Below are 24972 nucleotides of genomic sequence, written 5' to 3' on the forward strand. Positions count from 1 at the left end.
TCCGTAATAAAAAAAGCGGCTTGCGCCCGCTGCGGCGCCCGCCCCGCCTCTTCAATCCAAGACAGGCAACCGGGCAACCCGCAACCACCGGCAAGTCCGCTGTTGCATTTGGCCGTATTGTAGGGGATAGCGCCTCGACTGACCATGCATGGATGCGGCCTTTGCCCGCGACGCACTCCAAAAACGCCGCGCGCCTGGCATCCCGCCAACGATACCGTTAGCATATAACGAAACTCCCGACCGCCACCGAGGCACGCATGAGCATTTTCAAGGACTACGAACAATACGACGGCATTGGCTTGACCCAACTCATCGCCGGCGGCCAGATCAGCGCCGGCGAAGCCGTAGCCGCCGCCCAGGACCGGCTGGAGCGATGGAATCCGGCGCTGAACGCGGTCTGCCTGCCGCTGCCTGAGCAAGCCCAAGCGCAGTTGAATCAAGCGCAAGGCGCCGGCCCGCTTGCCGGCTGCCCGATATTGGTCAAGGACCTGCTGGCCGACATCGCCGGCGTGCCCACCCGCAACGGCAGCCGCCTGTTCGACGGCCACATCGCTCCGCGCGACGCCGACATCATCCAGCGTTACCGCCAGGGCGGCCTGATCTTCATCGGCAAAACCGCCACCCCGGAACTGGGCCTAAGCCCTTACACCGAATCCGAGGTCTACGGCCTCAGTCGCAACCCCTGGGACCTGACCCGCACGCCGGGCGGCTCCAGCGGCGGCTCGGCGGCCGCGGTGGCAGCCGGCATCGTGCCCATCGCCCACGGCGGCGACGGCGGCGGCTCCATCCGCATCCCCGCCTCCAACTGCGGCGTGTTCGGCCTCAAGCCCACCCGCGGCCGCGGCCCGGCCGGCCCGGACTACAGCGAGGGCTGGCAAGGCCTGGTCTGCCAGCACGCGCTGACGCGCAGCGTGCGAGACAGCGCGGCGATGCTGGACCTGCTGGCCGGCGGCCCGCGTGGCGGCGAGGCTTATTACTGGCCTGCGCCGGAGCAAAGCTTCTTCGCCGCGCACCAACGCGAGCCCGGCAAGCTGCGCATCGCCTGGAGCAAGCGTCCCATTCTGGGCGGCTCGCTGCACCCGGACTGCGCCGCCGCGCTGGACGGCGCACTGGCCTTGCTGGCCGATCTGGGTCACGAGGCGGAGGAAGCGTCGCCGCCGCTGGCATCGCCTGAGGAGTACAACCGCGCGATGCTGGCCATCATCTGCGGAGAGATGGCGGGACTACTGCGCGACATTGAGCGCCAGACCGGCAAGCCGGCGCGCCACGAGCAACTGGAGGCAGCCAGCTGGGCGCTGGCGCGCTACGGCGAGCGCCTCAGCGCCGGCGAGCTGGCCTGGGCGCGCGGTTTCGCCTGGGAGCAAGCCCGGATCATGGAAACCTTCCATCAACGCTACGACGTGCTGGCGACCCCTGCGCTGAATCAGCCGCCCGCCCTAGTCGGCGGCCTCGGGCCCAGCGCGGCCGAAACTGCGATCTCGCGCTGGATGCTGGGCAAGCTGGGCTGGGACTGGACCTTGCGCTTCGGCCAGTTGATCCCGACCACCTCGCGCCGCCTGATGGAGTACCTGGGCTGGACCATTCCCTTCAATATGAGCGGACAGCCGGCAATGAGCGTGCCGCTGCACTGGAGCCAGGCCGGGCTGCCGATAGGCGTGCAATTCGTCGCGCGCTGCGGCGACGACCTCACGCTGCTTCAGCTCGCGCGCCAGTTGGAGCAGGCCAGACCGTGGGCGCAACGGCGTCCGCCGGCCCCGCCTAGCGCTTGAAGCCGGCCAGAGCCGGCCCCAGCTCGCTGGCCAGCCGGCGGCCCAGCTCGGTCACCAGCGTCTGCAGGCCGGCCGCGGCCGCCGCGGCGTCCTGCGTCGCCAAAGGCTGGCTCTGCAGGAAATAACCGCTGGCCAGCGGCCGTTTGTCCCCCTGCGTCGGCAGCGCCTGCCAAGCCACTTCCAGCGAGGCGTCGCGCCCCGGACGCAGGCGCAGCTGACGCACGTCCAGCAATAAGCGGATGTCCCCGCCGCCCATGCCCGGTTGCGGATAGGCGTAGATACTGGACAGACCCAGCGAGCGGGACAGATCCGCCGCCACGGCTTGCGTCAGCATGCGGTCCAGCGGACCCGCCCAGCGTTGCAGATCCAGCAATTCGACATTGCCGGCGGCGTCTTCCACCACCAGTTGGGGCCGCTCCAGCCCGGCCGGCAGCGAGGCCGGACCCACCATCACGCTGACGCCCAGCACGGGGGTCGCGGCCGCCGTCGACAGCGCCGGCCGCAATTGATGGAAGGTGGTGGGCGGCGAGGCGCAGGCGCTCAACAGCGCCAGCATGATCAGGCTCAGCGCGATGGACTTCATTTTTTCTCTCCCTTGCCACGTATCAACGCTTCCGGATGGCGGTCCAGGTAATCGGCCAGCGCGCGGAAGCTGCGCGCGGTTTCCGACACCTCTTGCGCGGCGGCGCGCACGTCCTGCTGCAGCGGCGAATCCGCCTGCATCGCCTGACGCGTGCTTTCCAACGTCTTTTGCAGATCCTCCAGCGTTTTCACCGCCTGCGGCAGCACCTTGCCGTCCATGTTCTCGGACAGCTTGCGCATGCCGTCCAGCGTCTGGTGCAGCGATTTCAACGACTGGTTCAGCTCCTCGCCTATGCTGTCGAACGGCACCTTGTCCAGACGGCGCGCAATGCGCTGCAGCACCCGCTGAAGCTCTTCCAGATCGCCCGGCAGCGTCGGCAGCTCGGTCATGCCGTTGCGCACCAACACCTTGGCCGGCTTGGCCTCGGGGAAGAAGTCCAGCGCCACGTAAAGCTGGCCGGTGATCAGGCTGCCGGAACGCAGTTGGGCGCGCAGGCCGTTGCGCACCAGCGATTCCACGGAAATCTTGGCCGACAGGCTGTGGTCGCCGGACAGAGTATTGAGCCGGCTGGGATAGGTGCGGATGTCCACCGTCATATCGAAGTCCTTGCGCGCCGGCGCGTATTCGATGCCGATGGCGGTGACCTCGCCAAAGGTGATCCCGCGGAAATCCACCGGCGCCCCCACGGTCAAGCCGCGCACCGACTGCCGGAACTTCAAGCGGAAGGACTGGGTTTCCCGGTCGCGGTTTTGCAGCGCCTTCTCTCGGGTTTCGTTGAGCAGGAATAGGTATTTGGCGTCCGGCGCCTTGTCCGGCCCGTCGCTAAGCGGGGTTTCGAAGGCGATGCCGCCCAAGGCGATCGCCGCCAATGACTGGGTATTGACGCTCAGGCCGTTGGCGCCGATGGCCACGTCAATGCCGCTGGCGTGCCAGAAGCGGCTGTTGACGGTAACGAAGTGATCGTAGGGCGCGTTGACGAAGACCGACAACTTCACCGCGCTGCCGGCCGGGTCCAGTTCATAGCCCACCACCTGCCCCACCGGCACGCGGCGGAAATACACCGGCGAGCCGGCGTTGAGCGAACCCAGATTGTCCGAACGCAACACGAACATCTTGCCCGGCAGGTCCGCGTTGATGATGGGCGGCACTTCCAGGCCCTTGAACTCGGTGCGGCGCTCCTTGCTCTTGCCCACGTCCATGCCGATATAGGAGCCGCCCAGCACCGTACCCAGGCCGGACACGCTGCCGCCGGAAATACGCGGCCGAACCACCCAAAAGCGACTATCCGCCACCAGGTAATCGTCCACCTTCTTGCTCAGCTCCGCGGTCACCAGGATGGATTGACGATCCGGACTCACCGACACCGCCTTCACCTCGCCGATCTCCACGTCCTTGTACTTGATCCGGGTTTTGCCCGCCTCCAAGCCTTCCGCATTCTGGAAGGCGATGGTGATGGTGGGCCCGCGCGACAAGACCGCGTTCACCGCCAGCCAGCCGCCAATCACCGCCGCCACCACGGGTATCAGCCACACCAGCGACGGCGACCAGCGCCGCCGCTTCACCGGCACCGCCGCCGGCAAGTCCTCGCCGGCTGCGGCCGGGTTTTCGGGTTGATCACTGCTCATCGTCTTCCTTTACCTGATCCCAGATCAGTCTGGGATCGAAACTCATCGCCGCCACCATGGTCAGCACCACCACCGTGCCGAAGGCGACTGCCCCCGGTCCGGCCTTGATCGACGCCAGCGATTGCCATTGCACCAGCGCCACCATCAGAGCCACCACGTAAATATCCAACATCGACCACGGGCCTATCACCTCCACCACCCGATACAGCCGCGTGCGCTGCCGCGGCGCCCAGCCGGAACCCAGCTGCACCGTCACCAGCAATAAGAGCAAGGCCAGAATCTTCAACAAAGGCACCAGCACGCTGGCGGTGAACACCACCAGCGCCAGCGGCCAGGAGCCGGATTTCCATAAATACACCACCCCGCTCATGATGGTGTCGTTCTGCATGCCCATAATGGTGGAGGTTTCCATGATAGGCAGCAGATTGGCGGGCAGATAGGCCACCATCGCCGCCAACAGCAGAGCCCAGCTGCGCTGCAGGCTGTGCGGCTTGCGCGAGTGCAAGGCGGCGTGGCAGCGCGGGCAGGATTGAGCGCCTTCGCCGGCGCGGCACAACAGCCCGCAGCCGTGGCACAGCCACAGACCGGACTGCGCGGCGGTTTTCACACGGTAGCCCGGCATTGTTGATAACGCTCCCACAAATCTTCCGGATTGAAACGACTGGCGGTGGCCGCCATCAGCACGATCAAGGCGAACAAGGCCATCAGGCCCACGCCTACATGGACGGTGGCCAGGCTGACCAGCTTCACCAAGGACACCAGGATACCCAACAGAAACACCTCCACCATGCACCACGGACGGGTCAATATCTTCAGCCGCATCAGCCAGGGAAAGCCGCGCGGCACATGGCCGAAGGCCAGCGGCAGCCGCACATACAGCATGCTGCCCAGCTCCAGCGACGGCATCACGATGCCGGTGAACATCACCAGCATGGCCACCGACAGCATGCCCTGGCGCTCCAGCGCCACCACCGTCTGCCACAAGGTGGCCGCGCTGCGCGCGCCGGCGGCCTCTAGCGTCACCACCGGATAGACGTTGGCCAGTAGAAAAGCGATCACCCCGGTCAGCAGCAAGGCCAGTTCGACGTCCTGCCCCTGCGCGCCGTAGCGGCGCACCAGCGCGCCGCAGCGCGGGCAGCAGGCCCGCCCCTCGCCCCTCAACGGCACCCGCATCAGCAAGTCGCAATCGTGGCAGGCCGTCAGTTTGGAATCAGGATCCGGCCGCGACATCAGTAGCCGCCCCTCGCCTTGCGCTCGGCGGTAAAGCTCCACCATAGCCGCGCCTCGCCGGTGTCCATGTAGTGCACCACCGACATCAAGGTATCCAGCACGCACGGGTCCTGCCGGGTTCCGGTCAGCTCGCACAAACGGTGGTAAAGCCGCAAAGGCTCCGCGCCGCGCAACTGCGACGGCTGTTCAATGCCGAGCAGGCGCAGGTCGTCGGCCAGGCTGGAGCCGATATTGGGCAGCTCGCGCAAATGCCGCGCCCGCGCGGCGGGCGGACAACGTGATGGATGCATAAACTCTCGGCGAGGGTCAGGACATCCCGCATGATAAAGGACGCCGCGCCAGAGTTCAAAAGCCGGCTTGGCCTCGAAGCCCGCTCAAAGCCTCGCGAACAAGAGCAAGACGGCCGAGAAAGCGGCGTTTAACGCCCTTCTCTAGCCGTACCGCCGAAGCACCGCCAGCCTTGCACAGCGGATCAACCGTGGAAGATGTCCCAGCCCAGCTTGAGGATCAGCGTACTGGTCAGCAACAGGAACAACACCCGCACAAAGCCGGTGCCTTTCTTCATCGCCACCCAGCTGCCCACCATCGCGCCGGCCATATTGCAGGCCGCCATCGGCAGCGCGTACTGGAACAGCACATGGCCGGCGGGAATGAAGAACAGCAAGGCCGCGCAGTTGGTGGTCAGGTTCACCACCTTGGCCGATGCCGAAGCGTGCAGAAAGTCGAAGGCGAAAAAGCGGATAAACAGAAACATCAGGAAGCTGCCGGTGCCGGGGCCGAACAGACCGTCGTAAAAACCGATAGCGCCGCCGATGGCCATGCCTATCGCCATCTCGCGCCGGCCTATCGCCACCGGCTTGTGCAGGGAGCCGAAATCCTTCTTCCACAAGGTGTACACCGCCATCACCACCAGCAGCGCCAGCACCATGGGCCGCAACACCGCTTTGTCGATCAGGCTGACCGTGGCCGCGCCGGCGATGGACATGAAGAAGGCCGCCACCGCCGCAGGCAGCACCAAGCGCCACGGCACCCGGACCCGCTTCAGATAAGAGCGCGCGGCGGACAGCGTGCCCATGGCCGCGGCCAGCTTATTGGTGCCGAACACCGTGGCCGGCGCCAGATTGGGCAAGGCGCTGAACAAGGCCGGAATCTGAATCAGCCCGCCGCCGCCCACCGCCGCGTCCACCAAGCCGGCGGCGAAGGAAATCACGCACAGAAAACTCAAGGTCAACAGCATTCATTTCTCCCGGCTTCGCGCCGCTTACAGTTAGGACAAGATTCTATGCCTTGCCAGCCGCCCATGCTTGCAATACCGTATTGCGAAAATCGCAATCAAGATGACCGAGGCCGAGATGAAATCGCTGTGGGAATTGCGCGTGTTCTGCGCGGTGGTGGAAAGAAAAAGCTTTGTCGCCGCCGCGCGCCAGCTGGGCACCTCGCCCAGCAGCGCCACCCGCGCAGTGCAGGCGCTGGAAGAAGCGCTGGGCGGCAGCTTGCTGGCGCGCTCGCAAAAGCTGCTCAACCTGACCCTGGCCGGCGAAAGCTATTACGTCTCCGCACGCAAGATGCTGGACCTGCAGGAAGAAGCCGAAGACGAGCTGGCCGCCTTGAGCGAGGCGCCGCGCGGCCTGCTGCGTTTTTCCGCGCCGGAGGCGATGAGCCACACGCTGCTGCCGCCGGTGCTGGCGCACATGGCAGACGCCAACCCGGAACTGCGCTTCGACGTGCTGTACAGCGACACCATATTGGACCCGATACGCGAAAAGCTGGACTTCAGCATCCGCGGCGCCTTCCCCGCCTCCAGCGAGCTGATCGGCTACCCGCTATGGGATTACCAGCGCCACCTCTACGCCAGCCCGGACTACGTCGCCCGCCACGGCGCGCCGCAAACGCCGGAACAACTGCCGGAACACCGAGTGGTGATCCACTCCGCGCCGCGCGTGCTGAAAGCCTGGAACTTCGTTTCCGCCGGCCACCAACTCAGCCTCAATCTCACGCCCTGGCACCGCGTCAGCTCCGGCAGCGCCGTGCTCCACGCCGTGCTGGCCGGCCTGGGCGTCGCCCGCCTGGGAGACTGGCTGGCCGAGCCGCTGGTGCGCTCAGGCCAGCTGCTGCGGCTGTGCCCGGACTACCGCATCGTCTCCAGCCACGGCGACAATCCGCAAATGCACGCCGTCTTCGCCAACCGCCGCATTCCGCGCAAAGCCCGGCTGTTGCTGGAGGCGGTGCGTGCGGCCGCCCGCGACGCCGGCTACGGGCTTAAGGCGCGCTGAAGCCATAAAAAAACGGAAGCCAAAGCTTCCGTTCGCATATAACGCCAGGCGGGGCCGGACAAGCGGCCCGCCGTGAGCTTGCCGCTCAGCCCACCCAGCGGCGAGCGGAGGCGAACATCCGATACCAGCCGCCGCTCTCGCCCCACTCCGCCGGATGCCAGCTGTTCTGCACCGTGCGGAACACCCGCTCCGGATGCGGCATCATGATGGTGAAGCGGCCGTCGGCCGTGGTCACCCCGGTGATGCCGGCCGGCGAACCGTTGGGGTTCAGCGGATAGGTTTGAGTGGCGCGGCCGTCAAAATCGACGTAACGCAAGGCCGTCAGCACCTGCTCCTGCGCGCCCGGCGCGAACACCGCGCGGCCTTCGCCGTGGCTAACCACCACCGGCAGCTGGCTACCCACCATGTCGGACAAGAAGATGGACGGCGAGGCCGTCACTTCCACCATGGCGAAGCGCGCCTCGAACTGCTCGGAAGCGTTGCGATGGAACTTGGGCCAGTGCTCCGCGCCCGGAATGATGGACGACAGATTGGACATCATCTGGCAGCCGTTGCACACGCCCAGCGCGAAAGTGTCGCCGCGGCCGAAGAAGGCCTCGAACTGCTCGCGAGCGCGCGGGTTGAACAGAATGCTCTTGGCCCAACCCTCGCCGGCGCCCAGCACGTCGCCGTAGCTGAAGCCGCCGCAGGCGGCCAGGCCCTTGAAGTCCGCCAGCGACACGCGGCCGCTGATGACGTCGCTCATATGCACGTCCACGGTGTCGAAACCGGCGCGGTCGAAAGCCGCCGCCATCTCCAGCTGGCCGTTGACGCCCTGCTCGCGCAGCACCGCCAGGCGCGGACGCGCGCCGCTGGCGATGAAAGGCGCCGCCGGATCGGCGTGCACGTCGAAGCTCAGCTTGGCGCTCAGGCCCGGCGCTTTCGGGCTGGAGCGCAGCAGGTGCTCGCTGTCGGCGCAGGCCGGATTGTCGCGCAGGCGCTGCATGCGGGCGCTGGTCTCGGACCATTCGCGGTGCAGGTCGGAACGGCTCTCGTTGAACAACTCCACGCCGCGGTGCTTGATCACCAGGCGGTCCTTGTTGTTGACGCGGCCGATCACGAACAGCTCGCGGCCGATGCCGGCCTTCATGAAGCGCGAGATCACCTCGGGCGTGTCGGATTTCTTCACCTGCAACACCGCGCCCAGCTCCTCATTGAACAGCACCCGCATCAGGCGACCATGGGTGGCGGCTTCCTGAGTGGGCTGGACGAAATCGTCGATGATGCGTTGGGTGTTCTTACGCTCGATCACCAGTTCCTGCAGATCGATGGTGACGCCGATATGGCCAGCGAACATCATTTCCGACAAGGTCACGAACAGGCCACCGTCGGAGCGGTCGTGATAGGCCAGCAAGATATCGTCGCGCAACAGCGTCTGCACGGTGTTGAAGAAGGCCGCCAGCTGATGCGGGCTCTCCACGTCCGGCGCCTTGCCGTCCATCGCCTTCCATACCTGGCCGTAGATGGAGCCGCCCAAACGGCAGCGGCCGTAGCCCAGGTCGATCAGGATCAGATCGGTGTCCTTGTCCTCTTTCAGCTCCGGCGTGGCGGTTTTGCGCACGTCTTCCACCGGGGAGAAAGCGGAAATGATCAGCGACAGCGGCGCGGTCACGGCTTTCTTCTCGCCGGCCTCTTCCCACACCGTCTTCATCGACAAGGAATCCTTGCCCACCGGGATGCTGATGCCCAGGTCCTGGCTCAGCTTGGACACCGCGTCCACTGTGCGGTACAGGCGCGCCTCCTCTCCCGGGTGGCCGGCGGCGGCCATCCAGTTGGCGGACAGTTTGACGTTGCCCAAGTGGCCGACGAAGGACGCGGCGATATTGGTCAACGCCTCGCCTATCGCCATGCGGCCGGAGGCCGGCGCATCGAATAGCGCGGTGGGCGTGCGTTCGCCCATCGCCATCGCCTCGCCGCGATAAGTGTTGAAACCCATGGTGGTGACGGCCACGTCCGCCACCGGCACCTGCCAGCGGCCCACCATTTGATCGCGCGCGGTCATGCCGCCCACGGTGCGGTCGCCGATGGTGATCAGGAAGGATTTGTCCGCCACCGTCGGGTTGCGCAGCACGCGCAGCGCGGTTTCCTTCAGTTCAAAACGCGAAGCGTCGAAAATGTTCAGTTCGCGCTCGCGGGTGGTCACGTCGCGCGTCATCCGCGGCGGCTTGCCCAGCAACACCTCCAGCGGCATATCCACCGGATGGTTGTCGAAGTGATCGTCGCGCACTTGCAGATGGCCGTCGTCGGTGGCCACGCCCAGCACCGCGAACGGGCAACGCTCGCGTTCGCACAGCGCGCTGAAGCGCTCCAGGTCCTGCGGCAGCACCGCCATCACATAGCGTTCCTGCGACTCGTTGGACCATATCTGCATCGGCGTCATGCCCTTTTCTTCCAGATGCACTTTGCGCAAATGGAAGACAGCGCCGCGGCCGGCGTCGTTCACCAGCTCCGGAAAAGCGTTGGACAGGCCGCCGGCGCCCACGTCGTGAATGGACACGATGGGGTTGGCGTCGCCCATCTGCCAGCAGCGGTCGATCACTTCCTGGCAGCGGCGTTCGATTTCCGGGTTGCCGCGCTGCACGGAGTCAAAGTCCAGGTCCGCGCTGTTGGCGCCGGTGTCCATCGACGATGCCGCGCCGCCGCCCAGGCCGATCAGCAGGCTGGGGCCGCCCAGTTGAATCAGCAGCGCGCCTTCCGGAATCTCGTTCTTGTGGATTTGCTGCTGCTGGATATTGCCCAGGCCGCCGGCGATCATGATCGGCTTGTGATAGCCGCGCATCTCGCCTTCCACCGCTTCTTCGAAGGTGCGGAAATAGCCGGTCAGATTGGGGCGGCCGAATTCATTATTGAACGCCGCGCCGCCGATCGGGCCTTCCAGCATGATCTGCAAGGCGGAAGCGATGCGCTCCGGCTTGCCATACTGCGCCGCCGCGTCGCTGTAACGCTCCCACGGCTGCACAAAGCCCGGAATGTTCAGATTGGACACGGTGAAGCCGGTCATGCCGGCCTTGGGACGCGAGCCGCGGCCGGTGGCGCCCTCGTCGCGGATCTCGCCGCCGTTGCCGGTGGAGGCGCCGGCGAACGGCGAAATTGCCGTCGGGTGGTTGTGCGTCTCCACCTTCATCAGAATATCGGTGGGTTCGCTGTGGTAAGCGTAGCCGTGGCCTTCCGGCTGCGGGTAGAAGCGCTCGATGAAAGCGCCTTCGATCACCGAGGCGTTGTCCTTGTACGCCACCAGCGTGCCTTGCGGATTGGCGTCGTGGGTGTCCCGGATCATGCGGAACAGCGACTTTTCCTGCTCTTCGCCGTCGATGATGAATTTGGCGTTGAAGATCTTGTGGCGGCAGTGCTCGGAGTTGGCCTGCGCAAACATCATCAATTCCACGTCGGTGGGGTTGCGCCGCATCTTGGTGAAGTTTTCCACCAGATAATCCACTTCGTCCTCGGACAGGGCCAGGCCCAGATCGGCGTTGGCCGCCTCCAGGGCCGCGCGGCCGCCGGCGAGGATGTCCACCGACGTCATCGGCTGCGGATCTTGATGGACAAACAGGCGGGCCGCGTCGTCCAGCGACGGCAACACCGTTTCCGTCATCCTATCGTGCAAGAGGCCCGTCAAAATATGACGAGCCTCTTCATTTAAAGATTGTTTTGCGGACTTAACCCAGAAGGCGGTGCCGCGTTCGATGCGGTGAATCCCTCCCAGCCCGCAGTGCTGGGCGATATCGGTGGCCTTGGAGGCCCAGGGCGACAAAGTGCCCAATCGCGGCGTCACCAGAAACAGTTCGCCATCCGGCTGGCCGGCCAGCGGCGCTTCGCCGTAGCTCAGCAACTTGCCCAAGGTGGCCTGCTCTTCCAACGTCAGTTCGGTTTCGCTTTCGGCGAAATGCCAGAATTCGGCACTGATGCTGAGATCCGACAGCCCGGCTTCGGCGGCTGCGGCAAGCAGTTTTTCAAGACGGAACGGCGACAGCGCAACGCCGCCACGGAGCTTGGTAAGGTAAGACATTAGACACCCGCGACAAGTATCAGGAAAGCGCGTCATAATACAGCAATTCACTGTTTGTTTTAAGCGGCTAATTGCCCGGATGCCCGCCGCTTAATAAAATAATCCTCATCCGCATAGCATTTCATCTCATCAGCAAGGAGCTTCCAGCATGAAAAAGGTTGAAGCCGTGATCAAGCCGTTCAAACTGGACGAGGTGCGCGAAGCCTTGTCCGAACTGGGCATCAACGGCCTGACCGTCACCGAGGTCAAGGGCTTTGGCCGCCAAAAGGGCCATACCGAGCTCTACCGCGGCGCCGAATACGTGGTGGACTTTTTACCCAAGGTGAAAGTGGAAGTGATTCTGCCGGACGATCTGGTGGAACGCGCCATCGAAACCATCGTCGCCACCGCCCGCACCGGCAAGATAGGCGACGGCAAGATCTTCGTCACCCCGGTGGAGCAAGTGGTGCGCATCCGCACAGGCGAAACCAACGAACAGGCGATCTGAGCCCCGCCGGCAAGCGCTGGAACCACTCTCCAAGGCCCCGCTTCCGCGGGGCCTTGTCATTTAATCCAAAGGCCCGAACAGGCAAGTATGCACCCTGCCGTGCTTCTCCTGGCCCGCCGCCACCACCTTGCCGTCGCCGGACATGACGATATGGCTGCTGCTCCTCTCCTCGCCAGGGCAGAACAGGCGCTGCGTCTTGGGCGCGCCAAAACGCCAGCGCAAAGTGGCGTAGCCGCCCTGCTCCGGCTGGGTGGAGGTGCCCGCCAACACGCGGCCGTCCTGACTAAAAGCGGTCAACGTCAGATCGCCCATCACCGGCGAGAACGGCGCCAGCTTGCCGTTTTCCAAGCGCAGCGGGAACGTCCCGTCTGCCGTGAACGAGCTCAGCCATAAGTAGCGGCCATCCTCGGAGACCGAGCGCAAGAACATCTCCAGGCTCTCCTTGCGGGTTTCCGCGCGCACCGCCGCCTCCAGATCCACCTCGCCCTCCGGCGAGATTTGCACGAAGGCGCGGCTATGGTCGCTTTCCCGGTTAAAGGACACAAAAACCGTGCGCCCATCCGCGGACAAGCCTTCCAACACGGACTTAGCGCGGATCACGCTGACGCCCTCGCCCGCACGCCAACGCACGACGTCGCTTTCCATGAAGATATTGCCATCCTCGCCGCTCATTCCGGCCCAGGCCAGCACTTGCGCGTCGCGTTGCGCGCCAGTCGCCTTGCCTTCCGCCTCGGTCGGCCACGGCAAGGGCTCGCGCCGGCTTGGCTTGCCCTCGTCCGGATTCCAGACAAAGCCGTACCAAACGCCGGTGTCGGCATGTTTGAAGTAGCCAGCCACATCCCCGCGCCCCGCATGGACACCGGAAACTCGCAGCTTGGTCACCTCGCCCTCGCTCATTAGCGGGCTTTCGTTCATGAAATCTTGCATCCGCCGCATCCGCCACAGCATGTCCAGATTGCCGCGCAAGGCAAGACCGGCCGTTAGGCCCCCATCCGCGCTCAGCGCCAGCGGCAAGCTCATGGGTTCCGGCAACAAACTGAACCCCTTGCCCTCCACCCATTGGAAGCCACGCAGCATGGCCTTTTCGTCGCTCAGCAGCCAGCCAATCACCGTGCGGCCGTCGGCGCTGATGCCGGTGACGCCGGACAGCCAGGCCTGGCCCGCAGGCACCAGCGTCTCCAGCGCGCCGCCGCGCCGCCAGCGCACAGCCTCCAGTTTGCCGTCCCGGCCGGTTCCAAAAGCCAAGGTCAGGCCGTCTCGCGACATCGCCACATAGCTGGTGGTGAAATAACTGCCCTTGGGCAAAGGCAAGGCCGCCTCTGTTCGCCCCTGACGCAAGGTCAAACCGTTGGCCGAACGCAGCGCCCACAGCTCATGCCAAGGGAAACGCAGCTTGAGCGCATCAATCAAGCCCATGACGGAATCGTTCAGTTCGCCGTCGCCAGCGCTCAGTAGTTGCGCCGAGCCGTCGTAGGACAGCTTTTCCGGGTAACGCTCTTTCAGTAGGACGACGTCTGGTTTTGCGGCGGCGGCAAGCGGCGCGCACAAGGCGGCCAGCGCCAACAGGGAAGCGAAGGTTTTGAACATGACTAATTATGATTATCAGCTTAAAGGACGAGATCCTATCATCCCAAAAGCATCACCCTCAAACCATGGCCCCGCGCAACCTGTCCGGCATCAAACAAAAAGCCCCCGGAATCCGGGGGCTTTCGAACCATTCAAGGCCAGCTTACTTCCACAGCTTCCACCACGGCATGTCCTCAATGGACCAGCCTGCTTTCAGGTATTCGCTGTTAGGGTAGTTCAGCGCCAGCACGCGCTTGGCGTCGTCGCGCAGTTGCGGCATGGACAGCTTGTCGTAAGCCGCCATCATGATGCCCAGCGCCTCTTCCGGGTACTTGGTGTTGGCGTAGCTCTTCACCACGCCCTGGGCGCGGTTGGCCGCGGCCAGGTAAGCGCCGCGCTTCATGTAATAGCGAGCCACGTGCATCTCGTTGCCGCCCAGCGCGTCCAGCAGCCGCTCCATCTTCTTGGAGGCGTCTTCCTTGTAAATACTGTTGGGGAAGCGCGTCACCAGTTCGCGAAAGGCGGTGAAGGCCTCGCGCGCGGCGCGCGGATCGCGCTCGCTCATGTCCTGGCCGGCCCATTTGGCCAGCAAGCCGGAATCATCGTTGTAAAACACCAAGCCTTTCAGATAATAGAGGTAGTCCAGGTTTGGATGGGTGGGATGAAGCTTGATGAAACGGTCGGCGGAGGCGATGGCCTGCTCCGGCTCGTTATCCTTGTAATGGGTATAAGCCAGGTCCATCTGCGCCTGCTGGGCGTAACGCCCGTAAGGAAAACGCGCTTCCAGCGTTTCGTAGAGCTTGACAGCGCGGGTATAATTGCCGCTGTTCAACTCATCATGCGCTTCCGAATACAGCTTTTCCACGGTCCAGCCGCGAGTCTCATCGTAGGTTTCCGTGGTTGCACAACCGGCAAGCCCCATCACCAACATTGCAGCGACAACGTATCTTTTCATGACTGATCCTTACTTTGACCCGGACGATTATAGCGACATCTCGGAAAACGAGATATCCGCTACACAACAACTTGATGTTCCGCTGTCGCTGGGCGGCGAACGGCTGGACGCCGCGCTGGCGAAATTGATGCCGGAATACTCGCGCAGCCGTCTTACGCAATGGATCAAAGATGGCCACGTGCTGCTGGACGGAAAAACCGCCGCGCCCAAGACCAAGGTGCTGGGGGGCGAGAAGCTGGACGTCACCCTGATGCGCAGCAACGAGGAGATGGCCTTCCAGCCGGAAGCCATGGACTTGCCCATCATTTTTGAAGACGACCACATCCTGGTGATCAACAAGCCGGCCGGCCTGGTGGTGCACCCCGCCTCCGGCAACTGGAGCGGCACCCTGCTCAACGGCCTGCTGCACCACTGCCCGGCGCTGGCCCAAGTGCCGCGCGCCGGCATTGTGCACCGGCTGGACAAGGACACGAGCGGCTTGATGGTGGTGGCCAAGACGCTGCCGGCCCAGACCGAACTGGTGCGCCAGTTGCAGGCGCGCACCGTCAAGCGCATCTACCGCGCCATCGCCGACGGCAACGTGCCGTTTGACGGCACCATCGAAACCCAGATGGGCCGCGACCCGCACAACCGCCTGAAAATGGCGGTGCTGAAATTTGGCGGCAAACAGGCCATCACCCATGTGCGGGTGCTGGAGCGCTTCGCCAGCCACTCCTATATCGAGTGCAAGCTGGAAACCGGCCGCACCCACCAGATCCGCGTGCATATGCGCGAAGCCAACCACCCGCTGGCCGGCGACCCCATCTACGGCAACCTGCGCCACAAGATGGACGAAGACATCGCCGCCGTGGTCAAGTCGCTGGGCCGCCAGGCGCTGCACGCTTACTCCCTGACCCTGGTGCACCCGGCCAGCGGCGAGGAGCGCAACTGGAAAGCGCCGCTGCCGGAAGACCTGCGCCACCTGCTGGACGTGCTGCGCGGCGACGGCGACGCCGCCGACGACGCGCCGCTGCCGCAGTTGCTGGACGAGGCGGAAGACGAGGACTGGGACGAAGAAGACGACGAAGACGACGGCGACGTGGAGGTGATCTATGTCCGCTGAGCTGTCCGCCGAGCAAGCGCCGGACTGGCTGGAGGCCGACTGGCCCGCGCCGCCCAATGTGCGCACCCTGATCACCACCCGCAACGGCGGCGTCAGCGCCGCGCCCTTTCACAGCCTGAACCTGGGCCTGCACGTGGGCGACGACCCGGCCGCCGTGGCCGCCAACCGCGCGCTGCTGCGCCAACAACTGCCGGCGGAACCGGCTTGGCTGAATCAGGTGCACGGCGTGACGGTGCTGAACGCGGCCGAGGTGGGCGCCCAGCCCCCGGACGCCGACGCCAGCTTCAGCCGCCAGCCCGGCACGGTGTGCGCAATCATGACCGCGGACTGCCTGCCGCTCTTGCTGTGCAATAGCGAAGGCACCGTAGTGGCCGCCGCCCACGCCGGCTGGCGCGGGCTGTGCGACGGCGTAATAGAAGCCGCCGTGGCCGCCTGCAACGAGCGCCCGGCGCGGCTGATGGCCTGGCTGGGCCCCGCCATCGGCCCGGATGCCTTTGAAGTGGGCGCGGAAGTGCGCGCCGCCTTCATGGAACGCAACCCGGCCGCCGCGGCCGCCTTCAGCGACATTGGCGACGGCAAATACCTGGCCGACATCTACGCGCTGGCGCGCCAGCGCCTGAACGCCGCCGGCGTGGAACAGATCTACGGCGGCGAAGAATGCACGGTGATAGACCGCGCGCGCTTCTTCTCCTACCGCCGCGACGGCCAGACCGGCCGCATGGCCAGCCTGATCTGGCTGGAGTAAGAATCTGTTTACGATCTGCTGCGCGTCGGTAGAGCGATTGTGCGATGAGTGCCGGCTTCGAAATACTCATGTACCACACGTACATTCCGCTTTCTCAGCCGCAACGCCTTGTCTCGTCTTAGCTCGCAAGATTTTGAACAGGCTCTAAGAGCCTGTTCATCGTCTGCTGCGCTTCAGCGATACGGGGTTAAAAACAAGCTCAAAATGCTCATGTACCACGAGTACATTCCGCTTTCTCAGCCGCAACGCCTTGTCTCGCCTTAGCTCGCGAGATCGTAAACACGTTCCAAGACGCCCGCCCCATGGCCCCGCCGCATGCGGGGCTTTTCATTGATTGCGCGGTCAGACAGGCCAAAAACCCAACACACCAATTACGCACCACTTCCCCCCAACTCAGCACTGCCCGCGCCCTGATGCAAATCCACAACATCTAGTGGCCCGCGCCACCCACCCCGCTGCGGCTTGTTTCAACGAGCTTTCCTGCCTACAGAATAAAATGTGTCGGCCGGCCAAAAAAAATCTCAGGCCCCGCAAAGCCAGCAACCACGGGCTTTCGCCCCAAATTCCCGCCAAAACAGCCATTAAATCTTCCGCTGTCAAGACTTGTACTGCCCCATACTCAACACTAGAATTTGGGTGTTCCGCGAGCTACAAACAATACATATTGTGTTTACCCACAGCTCGCGCACAGCTTTTCAACAGATTTGTCCACAGCCGGCCTGCCCTTCGGGAAACGCAGTAACGGAAGGACGCAACCACCCACCTTATCGAGGGCTACATGCAATTGACCACCTTTGAAGGGCAGACCGCCGCAGAACTCGGCCGCGCAGCCGCGCCCAAGGCCGATTTCAGCCAGTACAAAACCATCCGTCGCAACGGTGCGGTGGTGCCGTTCGAACCCGTCAAGATCTCCATCGCCATGACCAAAGCCTTCCTGGCCGTCATGGGCCACCAGGGCGCCACCTCCGCCAGCCTGCGCGAAAAAGTCGCCCAGCTGAGCGAACAAGTGGCCAGCGCCCTGATGCGCCGCAAACCGGAAGGCGGAGCCATCCACATCGAAGACATCCAGGACCAGGTGGAACTGTCTCTGATGCGCTTTGGCGAGCATGATGTAGCCCGCGCCTACGTGCTGTACCGCGAACAACGCTCCCAAGAGCGCGCCGCCCGCGGCGAAGCCCTGACCCAGGTGCAGATCAACGTGGTGCGCAAAGACGGCCGCAAGCTGCCGCTGGACGTGGCCCGCCTGCGCGCCACCATCGAATCCGCCAGCCAAAACCTGGCCGGCATCGACATCGACGCCATCCTCAGCGAAACCCTGAAGAATATTTACGACGGCGTCAGCGAAGACGAAGTCAACAAATCCGCCATCCTGGCCGCCCGCTCCATGATTGAGCAGGACCCGGCTTACGATTACGTGACCGCCCGCCTGCTGCTGAACAACATCCGCCTGGAAATCCTGGGCGAAGCCGTCAGCCAGGAAGAAATGGCCAAGCAGTACGCGCTGTACTTCCCCACCTTCATCAAGAAAGGCATCGACGCCGAACTGCTGGATGAAAAACTGGGCGAATACGACCTGAAAAAAATGGGCGCCGCGCTGGACGCCAACCGCGACCTGAAGTTTGGCTACCTGGGCCTGCAAACCCTGTTTGACCGCTACTTCCTGCACGTGGACGGCACCCGCATCGAAATGCCGCAGGCCTTCTACATGCGCGTGGCCATGGGCCTGGCGCTGAACGAAGTGAACCGCGAAGAGCGCGCCATCGAGTTCTACAACGTGCTCTCCAGCTTCGACTTCATGTCGTCCACCCCCACCCTGTTCAACTCCGGCACCCGTCGCAGCCAGCTGTCCAGCTGCTACCTGACCACCATTGCCGACGACCTGGACGGCATCTACGAAGGCATCAAGGAAAACGCCCTGCTGTCCAAGTTTGCCGGCGGCCTGGGCAATGACTGGACCTCCGTGCGCGCCATGGGCTCCCACATCAAGGGCACCAACGGCAAATCCCAGGGCGTGGTGCCGTTCCTGAAAGTGGTCAACGACACCGCCGTGGCGGTGAACCAGGGCGGCAAACGCAAAGGCGCCGTCTGCGCCTACCTGGAAACCTGGCACGCGGACATTGAAGAATTCCTGGAGCTGCGCAAGAACACCGGCGACGACCGCCGCCGCACCCACGACATGAACACCGCCAACTGGATTCCGGACCTGTTCATGAAGCGCGTGATGGAAGGCGCGGACTGGACCCTGCTGTCCCCGTCCGAAGCCCCGGACCTGCACGACCTGTACGGCGCGGCCTTCGAGAAGCGCTACAAGGAATACGAAGCCATGGGCGAGCGCGGCGAGCTCAAGGTGTACAAGCGCATCCCGGCGCTGTCCCTGTGGCGCAAAATGCTGACCATGCTGTTTGAAACCGGCCACCCGTGGATGACCTTCAAGGACCCGTGCAACATCCGCAGCCCGCAGCAACACATGGGCGTGGTGCACAGCTCCAACCTTTGCACCGAGATCACCCTCAACACCAATGAGGACGAAATCGCGGTCTGCAACCTGGGTTCCGTCAACCTGTCCGCCCACCTGAAGGCCGACGGCAGCCTGGACGCCGAAAAACTGCAGCGCACCATCCGCATCGCCCTGCGCATGCTGGACAACGTCGTCGACATCAACTTCTACCCGGTGAAGAAGGCGCGCAACTCCAACCTGAAACACCGTCCGGTGGGCATGGGCATCATGGGCTTCCAGGACTGCCTGCACCAGAAGCGCGTGGCCTACGGCTCCGACGCCGCGGTGGAGTTTGCCGACGAATCCATGGAAATGGTGGCCTACTACGCTTACTGGGCGTCCACCGAACTGGCGGAAGAACGCGGCCGCTACCCATCCTACAAGGGCAGCCTGTGGGACCGCGGCATCCTGCCGCACGACAGCATCAACCTGCTGGCGGCCGAACGCGGCGGCTTCCTGGAAGTGGACCGCAGCGAACGCATGGACTGGAACGCGCTGCGCGAACGCGTGAAGACCCACGGCATGCGCAACAGCAACTGCCTGGCCATCGCGCCCACCGCCACCATCGCCAACATCATCGGCGTATCGGCGAGCATTGAGCCGACCTACCAGAACCTGTTCGTCAAATCCAACCTGTCCGGCGAATTCACCGTCACCAACGAATACCTGGTGCGCGACCTGAAAGCCGCCGGCCTGTGGGACGAAGTCATGGTGGCCGACCTCAAATACTTTGACGGCAGCCTGGGCCAGATCGACCGCGTGCCGGCCGAACTGAAAGCCCTCTACGCCACCGCCTTTGAACTGGACCCGCGCTGGCTGGTGGAAGCAGCCTCCCGCCGCCAGAAGTGGATCGACCAGGCTCAGTCCCTGAACCTGTACATGGCGGGCGCCTCCGGCAAGAAACTGGACGAGCTGTACAAGCACGCCTGGTTGCGCGGCCTGAAAACCACCTACTACCTGCGCACCCTGGCCGCCACCAGCGCCGAGAAATCCACCGGCCGCGGCGGCGAACTGAACGCGGTGTCCAACAGCCACAGCCAAGCGGCCGCGGCACCGGAAGCCGTGGTGGACAACACCCCGGCCACCGACGCCAAGTTCTGCAGCATCGACAACCCGGATTGCGAAAGCTGCCAATAAGGCGGAAGCAGCCATCCTGGCTTGAACGGCCGGCCCCTCGGGGCTGGTCTAGCCTGGCCCCGGCCAGGCTCCATCTCACAGCCCGTTGCACACAGCCGGCTGTGACATGGCCCCGCAATCCGGCCACCCCTCCCATTGGCCAGCCGCCTGCCCGTTCAGACGGCTGGCCAATGGGGAACGTAGCAATAAACCGCGCCAGACCGTAACGGCAGCGGACACAGCACACACGCAAAACCAGGGGAAACCGGATGAATATAGAAGAATTTTTCAACAGCTACGCCGTGGGCTACAGCCAGCTGGATGTGCCCCAAGTGAGCGCGCACTTCACCGTGCCCTTCACTGCCATCCATCAGGGAGACCTGAGCAGCTGGGACGACATAGCATCGCTGCGCGACACCACCACCGCCTTGCTGGCGTGGTACCGCAGCCAGGGCTTCATCAGCGCCAGCCACCAACTGGACAGCGTGCTGAATTTTGGCAACGACGCCGCCAGCGCCCGCGTGCGCTGGATTGTGCAACGCCAGGACCAGCCGGCCTGGGAATACTGCACCGGCTACCACCTGAAACGGGTGGACGGCCAGTGGAAGATTTACGGCCTGGTCCAGTATCAAGACGCGCCGCAGCAGTAAGTAGTGCCCAGCCTCAAGCCGCTTGCCCCCCAGGCGGCTTCGGGATGGAAACGCCGCCGGCCCGCCATGCGGGCAGACGGAAACAGCTCAAGACCAAGCAAGCAAGCGCGGCGGGTTTTGGGCGGGTTCCAGGAAGACGAGGCCCACGGCCCCGCCGCCACCAGCCAGGCTTCAGCAGGAGGTCAGATGCAAGCGTTTGAAAATATCCGGATCAACGGGTTTTGCGAACAAAGAACCCACAACCCCGACAAGCAGTTTGTGCTGTTCAATATGTACCTGACGCTGAACCAGGCCCCGCCCTGCGAATGGAAGGACCTGTTCAACGAAGCCCGCCGCCTGCCGCGCCAAAAGGTGTGGCGCAAAGCCTGGGTAGAAGCGGACGCACTGGTGGTGTACTGCCAGCCGGAAGAACTGCAGCAGCAAATAGAGCTGCTCAAACAAGACATAGAACAAGCCAACCGGCAATACCGCCAGCTGCTGAAGCTGCGGCAGCCGCGCGGCAGCCAGGTGGAGCAGGAGGAAAGCAGCGAACGCCAGCTGATCCACCGCCTCAGCCAACAGCTGCGCTTCTGAAAGGACGCCGCTCATGAGCGCCACCGCATTCTGTATCGCCCGCCATGGCGAACATGGCAAAGACGCAGGCTACCGCAAACTGGGCAGCCTGCACGTAGACCTGGACCCGGTGCCGGCACTTGTCGCCGCGCCGCGCCAGATACAAATACTGCGCAAAAGCAGCCTGCCGCTCAGCCCCAGCCTGGCTGGCGACAAGCAGCCGCTGCCGCCCCAAATCACCGCGCCGGACGCGGAATAAATCCAAACAGGAGCCCTTAATGCTGAACTTTGACGACACCATCGAAACCAAACCGGCCGCCCCCTCCGCGGGCGCCAACGCCGCCGGCCGCGTCAACGTGGTGGACAAAAAAGTGATCAACGGCACCACCGACGTCAACCAGCTCGTGCCCTTCAAACACAAATGGGCATGGGAAAAATACCTGGCCCAATGCGCCAACCACTGGATGCCGCAAGAAGTGAACATGCAGCGCGACATCGAACAGTGGAAAACCGGCCAGCTGACCGAAGACGAAATGCGCATCGTCAAGCGCAACCTCGGCTTCTTCGTGACCGCGGACTCCCTGGCCGCCAACAACATCGTGCTGGGCACCTACCGCCAGATCACCAGCCCGGAATGCCGCCAGTTCCTGCTGCGCCAAGCCTTTGACGAAGCCATCCACACCCACGCCTACCAATACATCGTGGAAAGCCTGGGCCTGGACGAAGGCGAAGTCTTCAACGCCTACAACGAAATCAAATCCATCCGCGACAAAGATGAATTCCTGATCCCCTTCATCGACGTACTGTGCGACCCGGCCTTCAAGACCGGCACACTGGAAAACGACCAGAAGCTGCTCAAATCCCTGATCGTGTTTGCCTGCATCATGGAAGGCCTGTTCTTCTACGTGGGCTTTGTGCAAATCCTGGCGCTGGGCCGTCAGAACAAAATGACCGGCGCGGCGGAACAGTACCAGTACATCCTGCGCGACGAGTCCATGCACTGCAATTTCGGCATCGACCTGATCAACACCATCAAGCTGGAACAGCCGGAAATCTGGACCGAAAGCTTCAAGGCCGAGATCACCGAACTGTTCAAGCACGCGGTGGAACTGGAATACGCTTACGCCGAAGACACTATGCCACGCGGCGTGCTGGGCCTAAACGCCAGCATGTTCAAGGAATACCTGCGCTTCATCGCCAACCGCCGCATGCAGCAGATTGGCCTGGACCAACTCTACCCCGGCGTGAACAACCCCTTCCCGTGGATGAGCGAGATGATCGACTTGAAGAAAGAGAAGAACTTCTTTGAGACGCGGGTTACTGAGTACCAGACTGGCGGGGCGTTGAGCTGGGATTAAATTATCAAAGCGCACGTAGTGCGCTTTTTTTTATCAAAAATAAATGACATTGGAGATGAATTTTGGGAAAAAAATTACTTAGTTTTATTAAATACCTGCAAATTAGATTGTATGCAACTATTGCTGCATACAAGGCAAAGCGAACACATCCTGAAGATATTAAATTTGACATATCAACAATTGTGAAAGTTTCGCGCAAAATTAAAATTGCAGTGATTGATGATGATCAATTTCCATGGGAGGATGCACTAAATGAGACCGGATTTGAAACAAACACATTCAAAGACTACACCCTTCCAGTTAAGCAGTCTGGTCAAAAAATAAAATCCATCAGTTTGGACAAATACGATGCGATAATCGTAGACATAAACGGAATTGGGACCGAGATATTCAAGAGCAGCCAAGGACTCGGCGTAATAGAAAGTTTGCGTGAAAAATTCCCATTTAAAATTATAATAGCCTATACTGCTTCCCCTGGTGTATTGATAACCAAGGGAAAAGAAAATATTGTTGATGCAATCTTCTCTAAAGACTGGAGTGAAGATGACTTTTTGTTTAATACAAAAAAAATAAAAGATATCCTATCAAATCCTCATAAAAGATGGCTATTTCTTGAAAAAAGACTCAGAGTAATGGGCGCTACAGAAAAGCAAATCGTAAATGTAAAAATTAGCTTTACGAAATCAATGCTTTTTTATAAATACATAGGGGAAAAGCCATTCAAAACGGAGGCGGAGATGGAAAGAATAATCAGCGACTCAGAAAATTTACTCAATACTACCAATATTTTGGAGATCGGTAATTATGCATTGAAGATATCCAAAATAATCTTACCTGCCGGAGCGGTCAATTAAATGGAAACTCAGCAGCTGTTAGAGCGATTTAGGAATTTATCAAGAACATTGCAAGTAAATTTGCAAATAGTCCAAAAGAATATAAATGGCAACAATTTGGATGGTGAGATACAGCAAGCGAGGAATGCACTTCAGAAAGTAATAGAAACCTGGGATGATTTTTCAGGATGGATAACAATTAGCACCTTGGACTCAGATGAAGATATTAAATCCCTATATGCTCCAGGTGATTTGTCAACATTATCAAAAATTACACGTGCAAAACTCAAGCAAAGCCAAGTGCAAAAATCAAAAGGGATAAAATTTAATATCCAAGACGTAAGTGATATAACAATAACAACGTACATTCCACTTTTTGAACAACTGTTAGACTTAATTGTGCAAAATGCAACAAAGTACTCCCCACGTTCGGGCACGGTTGAGATAAGCTGCTCAAGAATAGAAAGTGAAGTTTGCATTGAAATTTCATCAATTGGACCGTTCTTAGAGGCATCTGAACTTGAAAAAATTGGACAAAAAGAGTTTCGTGGGAAAAACGCAATCAAATCACAAAACAATGGTTCAGGCTATGGGGTGTACAATGCATTAAGAATTGCAAAAATTCTAAATGGCTCAGTTAATTTCGCACCAAGCAGTAAGCCTATAACAAATATGGGAGGAGTTGATATGGGTCATTTTTCTGCTAGAATAAAATTGCCATTAATCTTAAATAATTAACACAACCATCCGCTCATTAGAAGTTCAGCACGGTAGGTTGGGCTAAATTTGTGAAACCCAACATTTACCGCGAAGTTGAAGCACCCCATTGAGATGGTCATTATATTTTGGAATCCGCTTCGCGGATGATATTTGACATGCCGGTTCCGCCCGACAAACGGACAAGGGGATTGTGCGACCAATCCCCTTGCAACCCCAGGCCGCCCCTACAGCCCTGCGAAACCCCGTCTTTCAAACCAGACTCGGGGAGCTGTCGGAACTAGCGAGGCGCTACCGTCACCCCGCGTCGAACAATCGGCAGCTTAAAACCACGAGTCTGGTTCGAAAGTCGGCTTGCGCTGAAGGGAATATAGGCACCTTGATTCGACTCTAACTTTAATACAAGAAATAGTCACATAACATCCTATTACATCTATTTTAGACACTCTCCTTACCTATCAAACTCATATCCATATGAGTTCAAAACAAGCACCCACACTCTCGACCACCATTCAAATCTAGTAAAAATACCTAGACCCCATTTATTTCTGGAATTATCCTTCCCCGCATCTAAAATTCACAAAAATAAACTAGTGAAAATACAAACAAGGTGCTGATAAGATGCCAAAACAAAACCCATTCTCATTGTATGATTTCCTGGGATACCTTATCCCAGGCTATGCCTCACTACTACTTTGTCAACTCTGCCTCTCAATTTTTCTACCTGTCGATCAAATACCATTGATCTTCCCCCTCCAGCCATACCAGCGATAAGGAGAGAAGTCCTAGGTTTGCATGGTAGTGGTACTGCTTGATAGTTCGGTGGTCCGCTGCTGGCGATAGCGTGCCGCAAACACTGCTGGTGGTAT

The 24972-nt window shown here is 61.4% G+C and carries 21 protein-coding genes; 12 read left to right on the forward strand and 9 right to left on the reverse strand.

Features of this window, described 5'->3' with window-relative positions; translation table 11 throughout:
- Positions 1 to 257: 257 nt before the first annotated feature.
- A complete protein-coding gene (locus tag B0T39_RS22200) occupies positions 258 to 1769 on the forward strand; it encodes an amidase (protein ID WP_081550588.1) in 1512 nt (503 codons plus the stop codon).
- Here B0T39_RS22200 and B0T39_RS22205 read toward each other — a convergent pair.
- From B0T39_RS22205 to B0T39_RS22230, 6 genes are all read right to left on the reverse strand, one after another.
- Positions 1759 to 2352 (reverse strand): PqiC family protein, encoded by a 594-nt coding sequence (locus B0T39_RS22205; protein WP_081550590.1) that lies wholly within the window; start codon positions 2350 to 2352, stop codon positions 1759 to 1761. The two genes, B0T39_RS22200 and B0T39_RS22205, sit on opposite strands and share 11 nt — an antisense overlap.
- Positions 2349 to 3977 carry a PqiB family protein gene (locus B0T39_RS22210; RefSeq protein ID WP_081550592.1) on the reverse strand — a complete coding sequence of 543 codons (1629 nt, stop codon included), beginning with the start codon at positions 3975 to 3977 and terminating at the stop codon, positions 2349 to 2351. The genes B0T39_RS22205 and B0T39_RS22210 overlap by 4 nt, the downstream gene beginning before the upstream one ends.
- Positions 3967 to 4599 (reverse strand): paraquat-inducible protein A, encoded by a 633-nt coding sequence (locus B0T39_RS22215; RefSeq protein ID WP_081550594.1) that lies wholly within the window; start codon positions 4597 to 4599, stop codon positions 3967 to 3969. Before B0T39_RS22215 ends, B0T39_RS22210 begins: the two co-directional genes overlap by 11 nt.
- Positions 4581 to 5252, reverse strand: coding sequence for a paraquat-inducible protein A (locus B0T39_RS22220; RefSeq protein WP_081550596.1), 672 nt, complete (start codon positions 5250 to 5252; stop codon positions 4581 to 4583). The genes B0T39_RS22215 and B0T39_RS22220 overlap by 19 nt, the downstream gene beginning before the upstream one ends.
- The gene (locus B0T39_RS22225; RefSeq protein WP_081550598.1) at positions 5207 to 5497 is read right to left on the reverse strand and encodes a helix-hairpin-helix domain-containing protein; all 291 of its coding nucleotides are present in this window, start codon (positions 5495 to 5497) and stop codon (positions 5207 to 5209) included. The genes B0T39_RS22220 and B0T39_RS22225 overlap by 46 nt, the downstream gene beginning before the upstream one ends.
- A 182-nt stretch (positions 5498 to 5679) precedes the next feature.
- Positions 5680 to 6444 carry a sulfite exporter TauE/SafE family protein gene (locus B0T39_RS22230; protein WP_206118846.1) on the reverse strand — a complete coding sequence of 255 codons (765 nt, stop codon included), beginning with the start codon at positions 6442 to 6444 and terminating at the stop codon, positions 5680 to 5682.
- Between the two features lie 115 nt (positions 6445 to 6559).
- Between B0T39_RS22230 and B0T39_RS22235 the strand changes: the two genes are divergently transcribed.
- Positions 6560 to 7480 (forward strand): LysR family transcriptional regulator, encoded by a 921-nt coding sequence (locus tag B0T39_RS22235; protein WP_081550618.1) that lies wholly within the window; start codon positions 6560 to 6562, stop codon positions 7478 to 7480.
- Positions 7481 to 7565: 85 nt separating this feature from the next.
- Here the strand turns inward: B0T39_RS22235 and purL are convergent, their stop codons facing one another.
- A complete protein-coding gene (purL, locus tag B0T39_RS22240; RefSeq protein ID WP_081550600.1) occupies positions 7566 to 11525 on the reverse strand; it encodes a phosphoribosylformylglycinamidine synthase in 3960 nt (1319 codons plus the stop codon).
- Positions 11526 to 11673: 148 nt separating this feature from the next.
- On the opposite strand from purL, the gene B0T39_RS22245 reads away from it, so the two are divergent.
- A complete protein-coding gene (locus B0T39_RS22245; protein ID WP_019100167.1) occupies positions 11674 to 12012 on the forward strand; it encodes a P-II family nitrogen regulator in 339 nt (112 codons plus the stop codon).
- A 60-nt stretch (positions 12013 to 12072) separates the two neighbouring features.
- On the opposite strand, the gene B0T39_RS22250 is transcribed toward B0T39_RS22245, so the two are convergent.
- Positions 12073 to 13599 (reverse strand): hypothetical protein, encoded by a 1527-nt coding sequence (locus B0T39_RS22250; RefSeq protein ID WP_081550602.1) that lies wholly within the window; start codon positions 13597 to 13599, stop codon positions 12073 to 12075.
- Between the two features lie 142 nt (positions 13600 to 13741).
- Positions 13742 to 14533 (reverse strand): outer membrane protein assembly factor BamD, encoded by a 792-nt coding sequence (locus B0T39_RS22255; protein ID WP_081550604.1) that lies wholly within the window; start codon positions 14531 to 14533, stop codon positions 13742 to 13744.
- On the opposite strand from B0T39_RS22255, the gene rluD reads away from it, so the two are divergent.
- The 9 genes from rluD (at position 14532) to B0T39_RS22300 (ending at position 24124) form a co-directional block, all read left to right on the forward strand.
- Positions 14532 to 15635, forward strand: coding sequence for a 23S rRNA pseudouridine(1911/1915/1917) synthase RluD (rluD, locus tag B0T39_RS22260; protein WP_019100171.1), 1104 nt, complete (start codon positions 14532 to 14534; stop codon positions 15633 to 15635). The genes B0T39_RS22255 and rluD overlap by 2 nt on opposite strands.
- Entirely contained in the window at positions 15625 to 16380 is a 756-nt protein-coding gene (gene pgeF, locus B0T39_RS22265) for a peptidoglycan editing factor PgeF (RefSeq protein WP_081550606.1), read from the forward strand. Before rluD ends, pgeF begins: the two co-directional genes overlap by 11 nt.
- Positions 16381 to 17158: 778 nt before the next feature.
- Positions 17159 to 20014: a ribonucleoside-diphosphate reductase subunit alpha gene (locus B0T39_RS22270; protein ID WP_081550608.1), complete on the forward strand. Its 2856-nt coding sequence runs from the start codon at positions 17159 to 17161 to the stop codon at positions 20012 to 20014.
- A 248-nt stretch (positions 20015 to 20262) separates the two neighbouring features.
- On the forward strand, positions 20263 to 20643 hold the full coding sequence (locus B0T39_RS22275) for a hypothetical protein (RefSeq protein WP_081550610.1): 381 nt from the start codon (positions 20263 to 20265) through the stop codon (positions 20641 to 20643).
- A 186-nt stretch (positions 20644 to 20829) separates the two neighbouring features.
- Entirely contained in the window at positions 20830 to 21216 is a 387-nt protein-coding gene (locus B0T39_RS22280; protein ID WP_043631350.1) for a hypothetical protein, read from the forward strand.
- A 13-nt stretch (positions 21217 to 21229) separates the two neighbouring features.
- On the forward strand, positions 21230 to 21454 hold the full coding sequence (locus B0T39_RS22285; RefSeq protein WP_019102820.1) for a hypothetical protein: 225 nt from the start codon (positions 21230 to 21232) through the stop codon (positions 21452 to 21454).
- Between the two features lie 19 nt (positions 21455 to 21473).
- Positions 21474 to 22553, forward strand: coding sequence for a ribonucleotide-diphosphate reductase subunit beta (locus tag B0T39_RS22290; RefSeq protein WP_048410338.1), 1080 nt, complete (start codon positions 21474 to 21476; stop codon positions 22551 to 22553).
- Between the two features lie 62 nt (positions 22554 to 22615).
- On the forward strand, positions 22616 to 23407 hold the full coding sequence (locus tag B0T39_RS25335) for a hypothetical protein (RefSeq protein WP_141111355.1): 792 nt from the start codon (positions 22616 to 22618) through the stop codon (positions 23405 to 23407).
- Positions 23408 to 24124: an ATP-binding protein gene (locus tag B0T39_RS22300; protein WP_081550614.1), complete on the forward strand. Its 717-nt coding sequence runs from the start codon at positions 23408 to 23410 to the stop codon at positions 24122 to 24124.
- Positions 24125 to 24972: the final 848 nt, after the last annotated feature.

The organism is Chromobacterium haemolyticum (assembly GCF_002081825.1).
GTDB classification, from domain to species: domain Bacteria; phylum Pseudomonadota; class Gammaproteobacteria; order Burkholderiales; family Chromobacteriaceae; genus Chromobacterium; species Chromobacterium fluminis.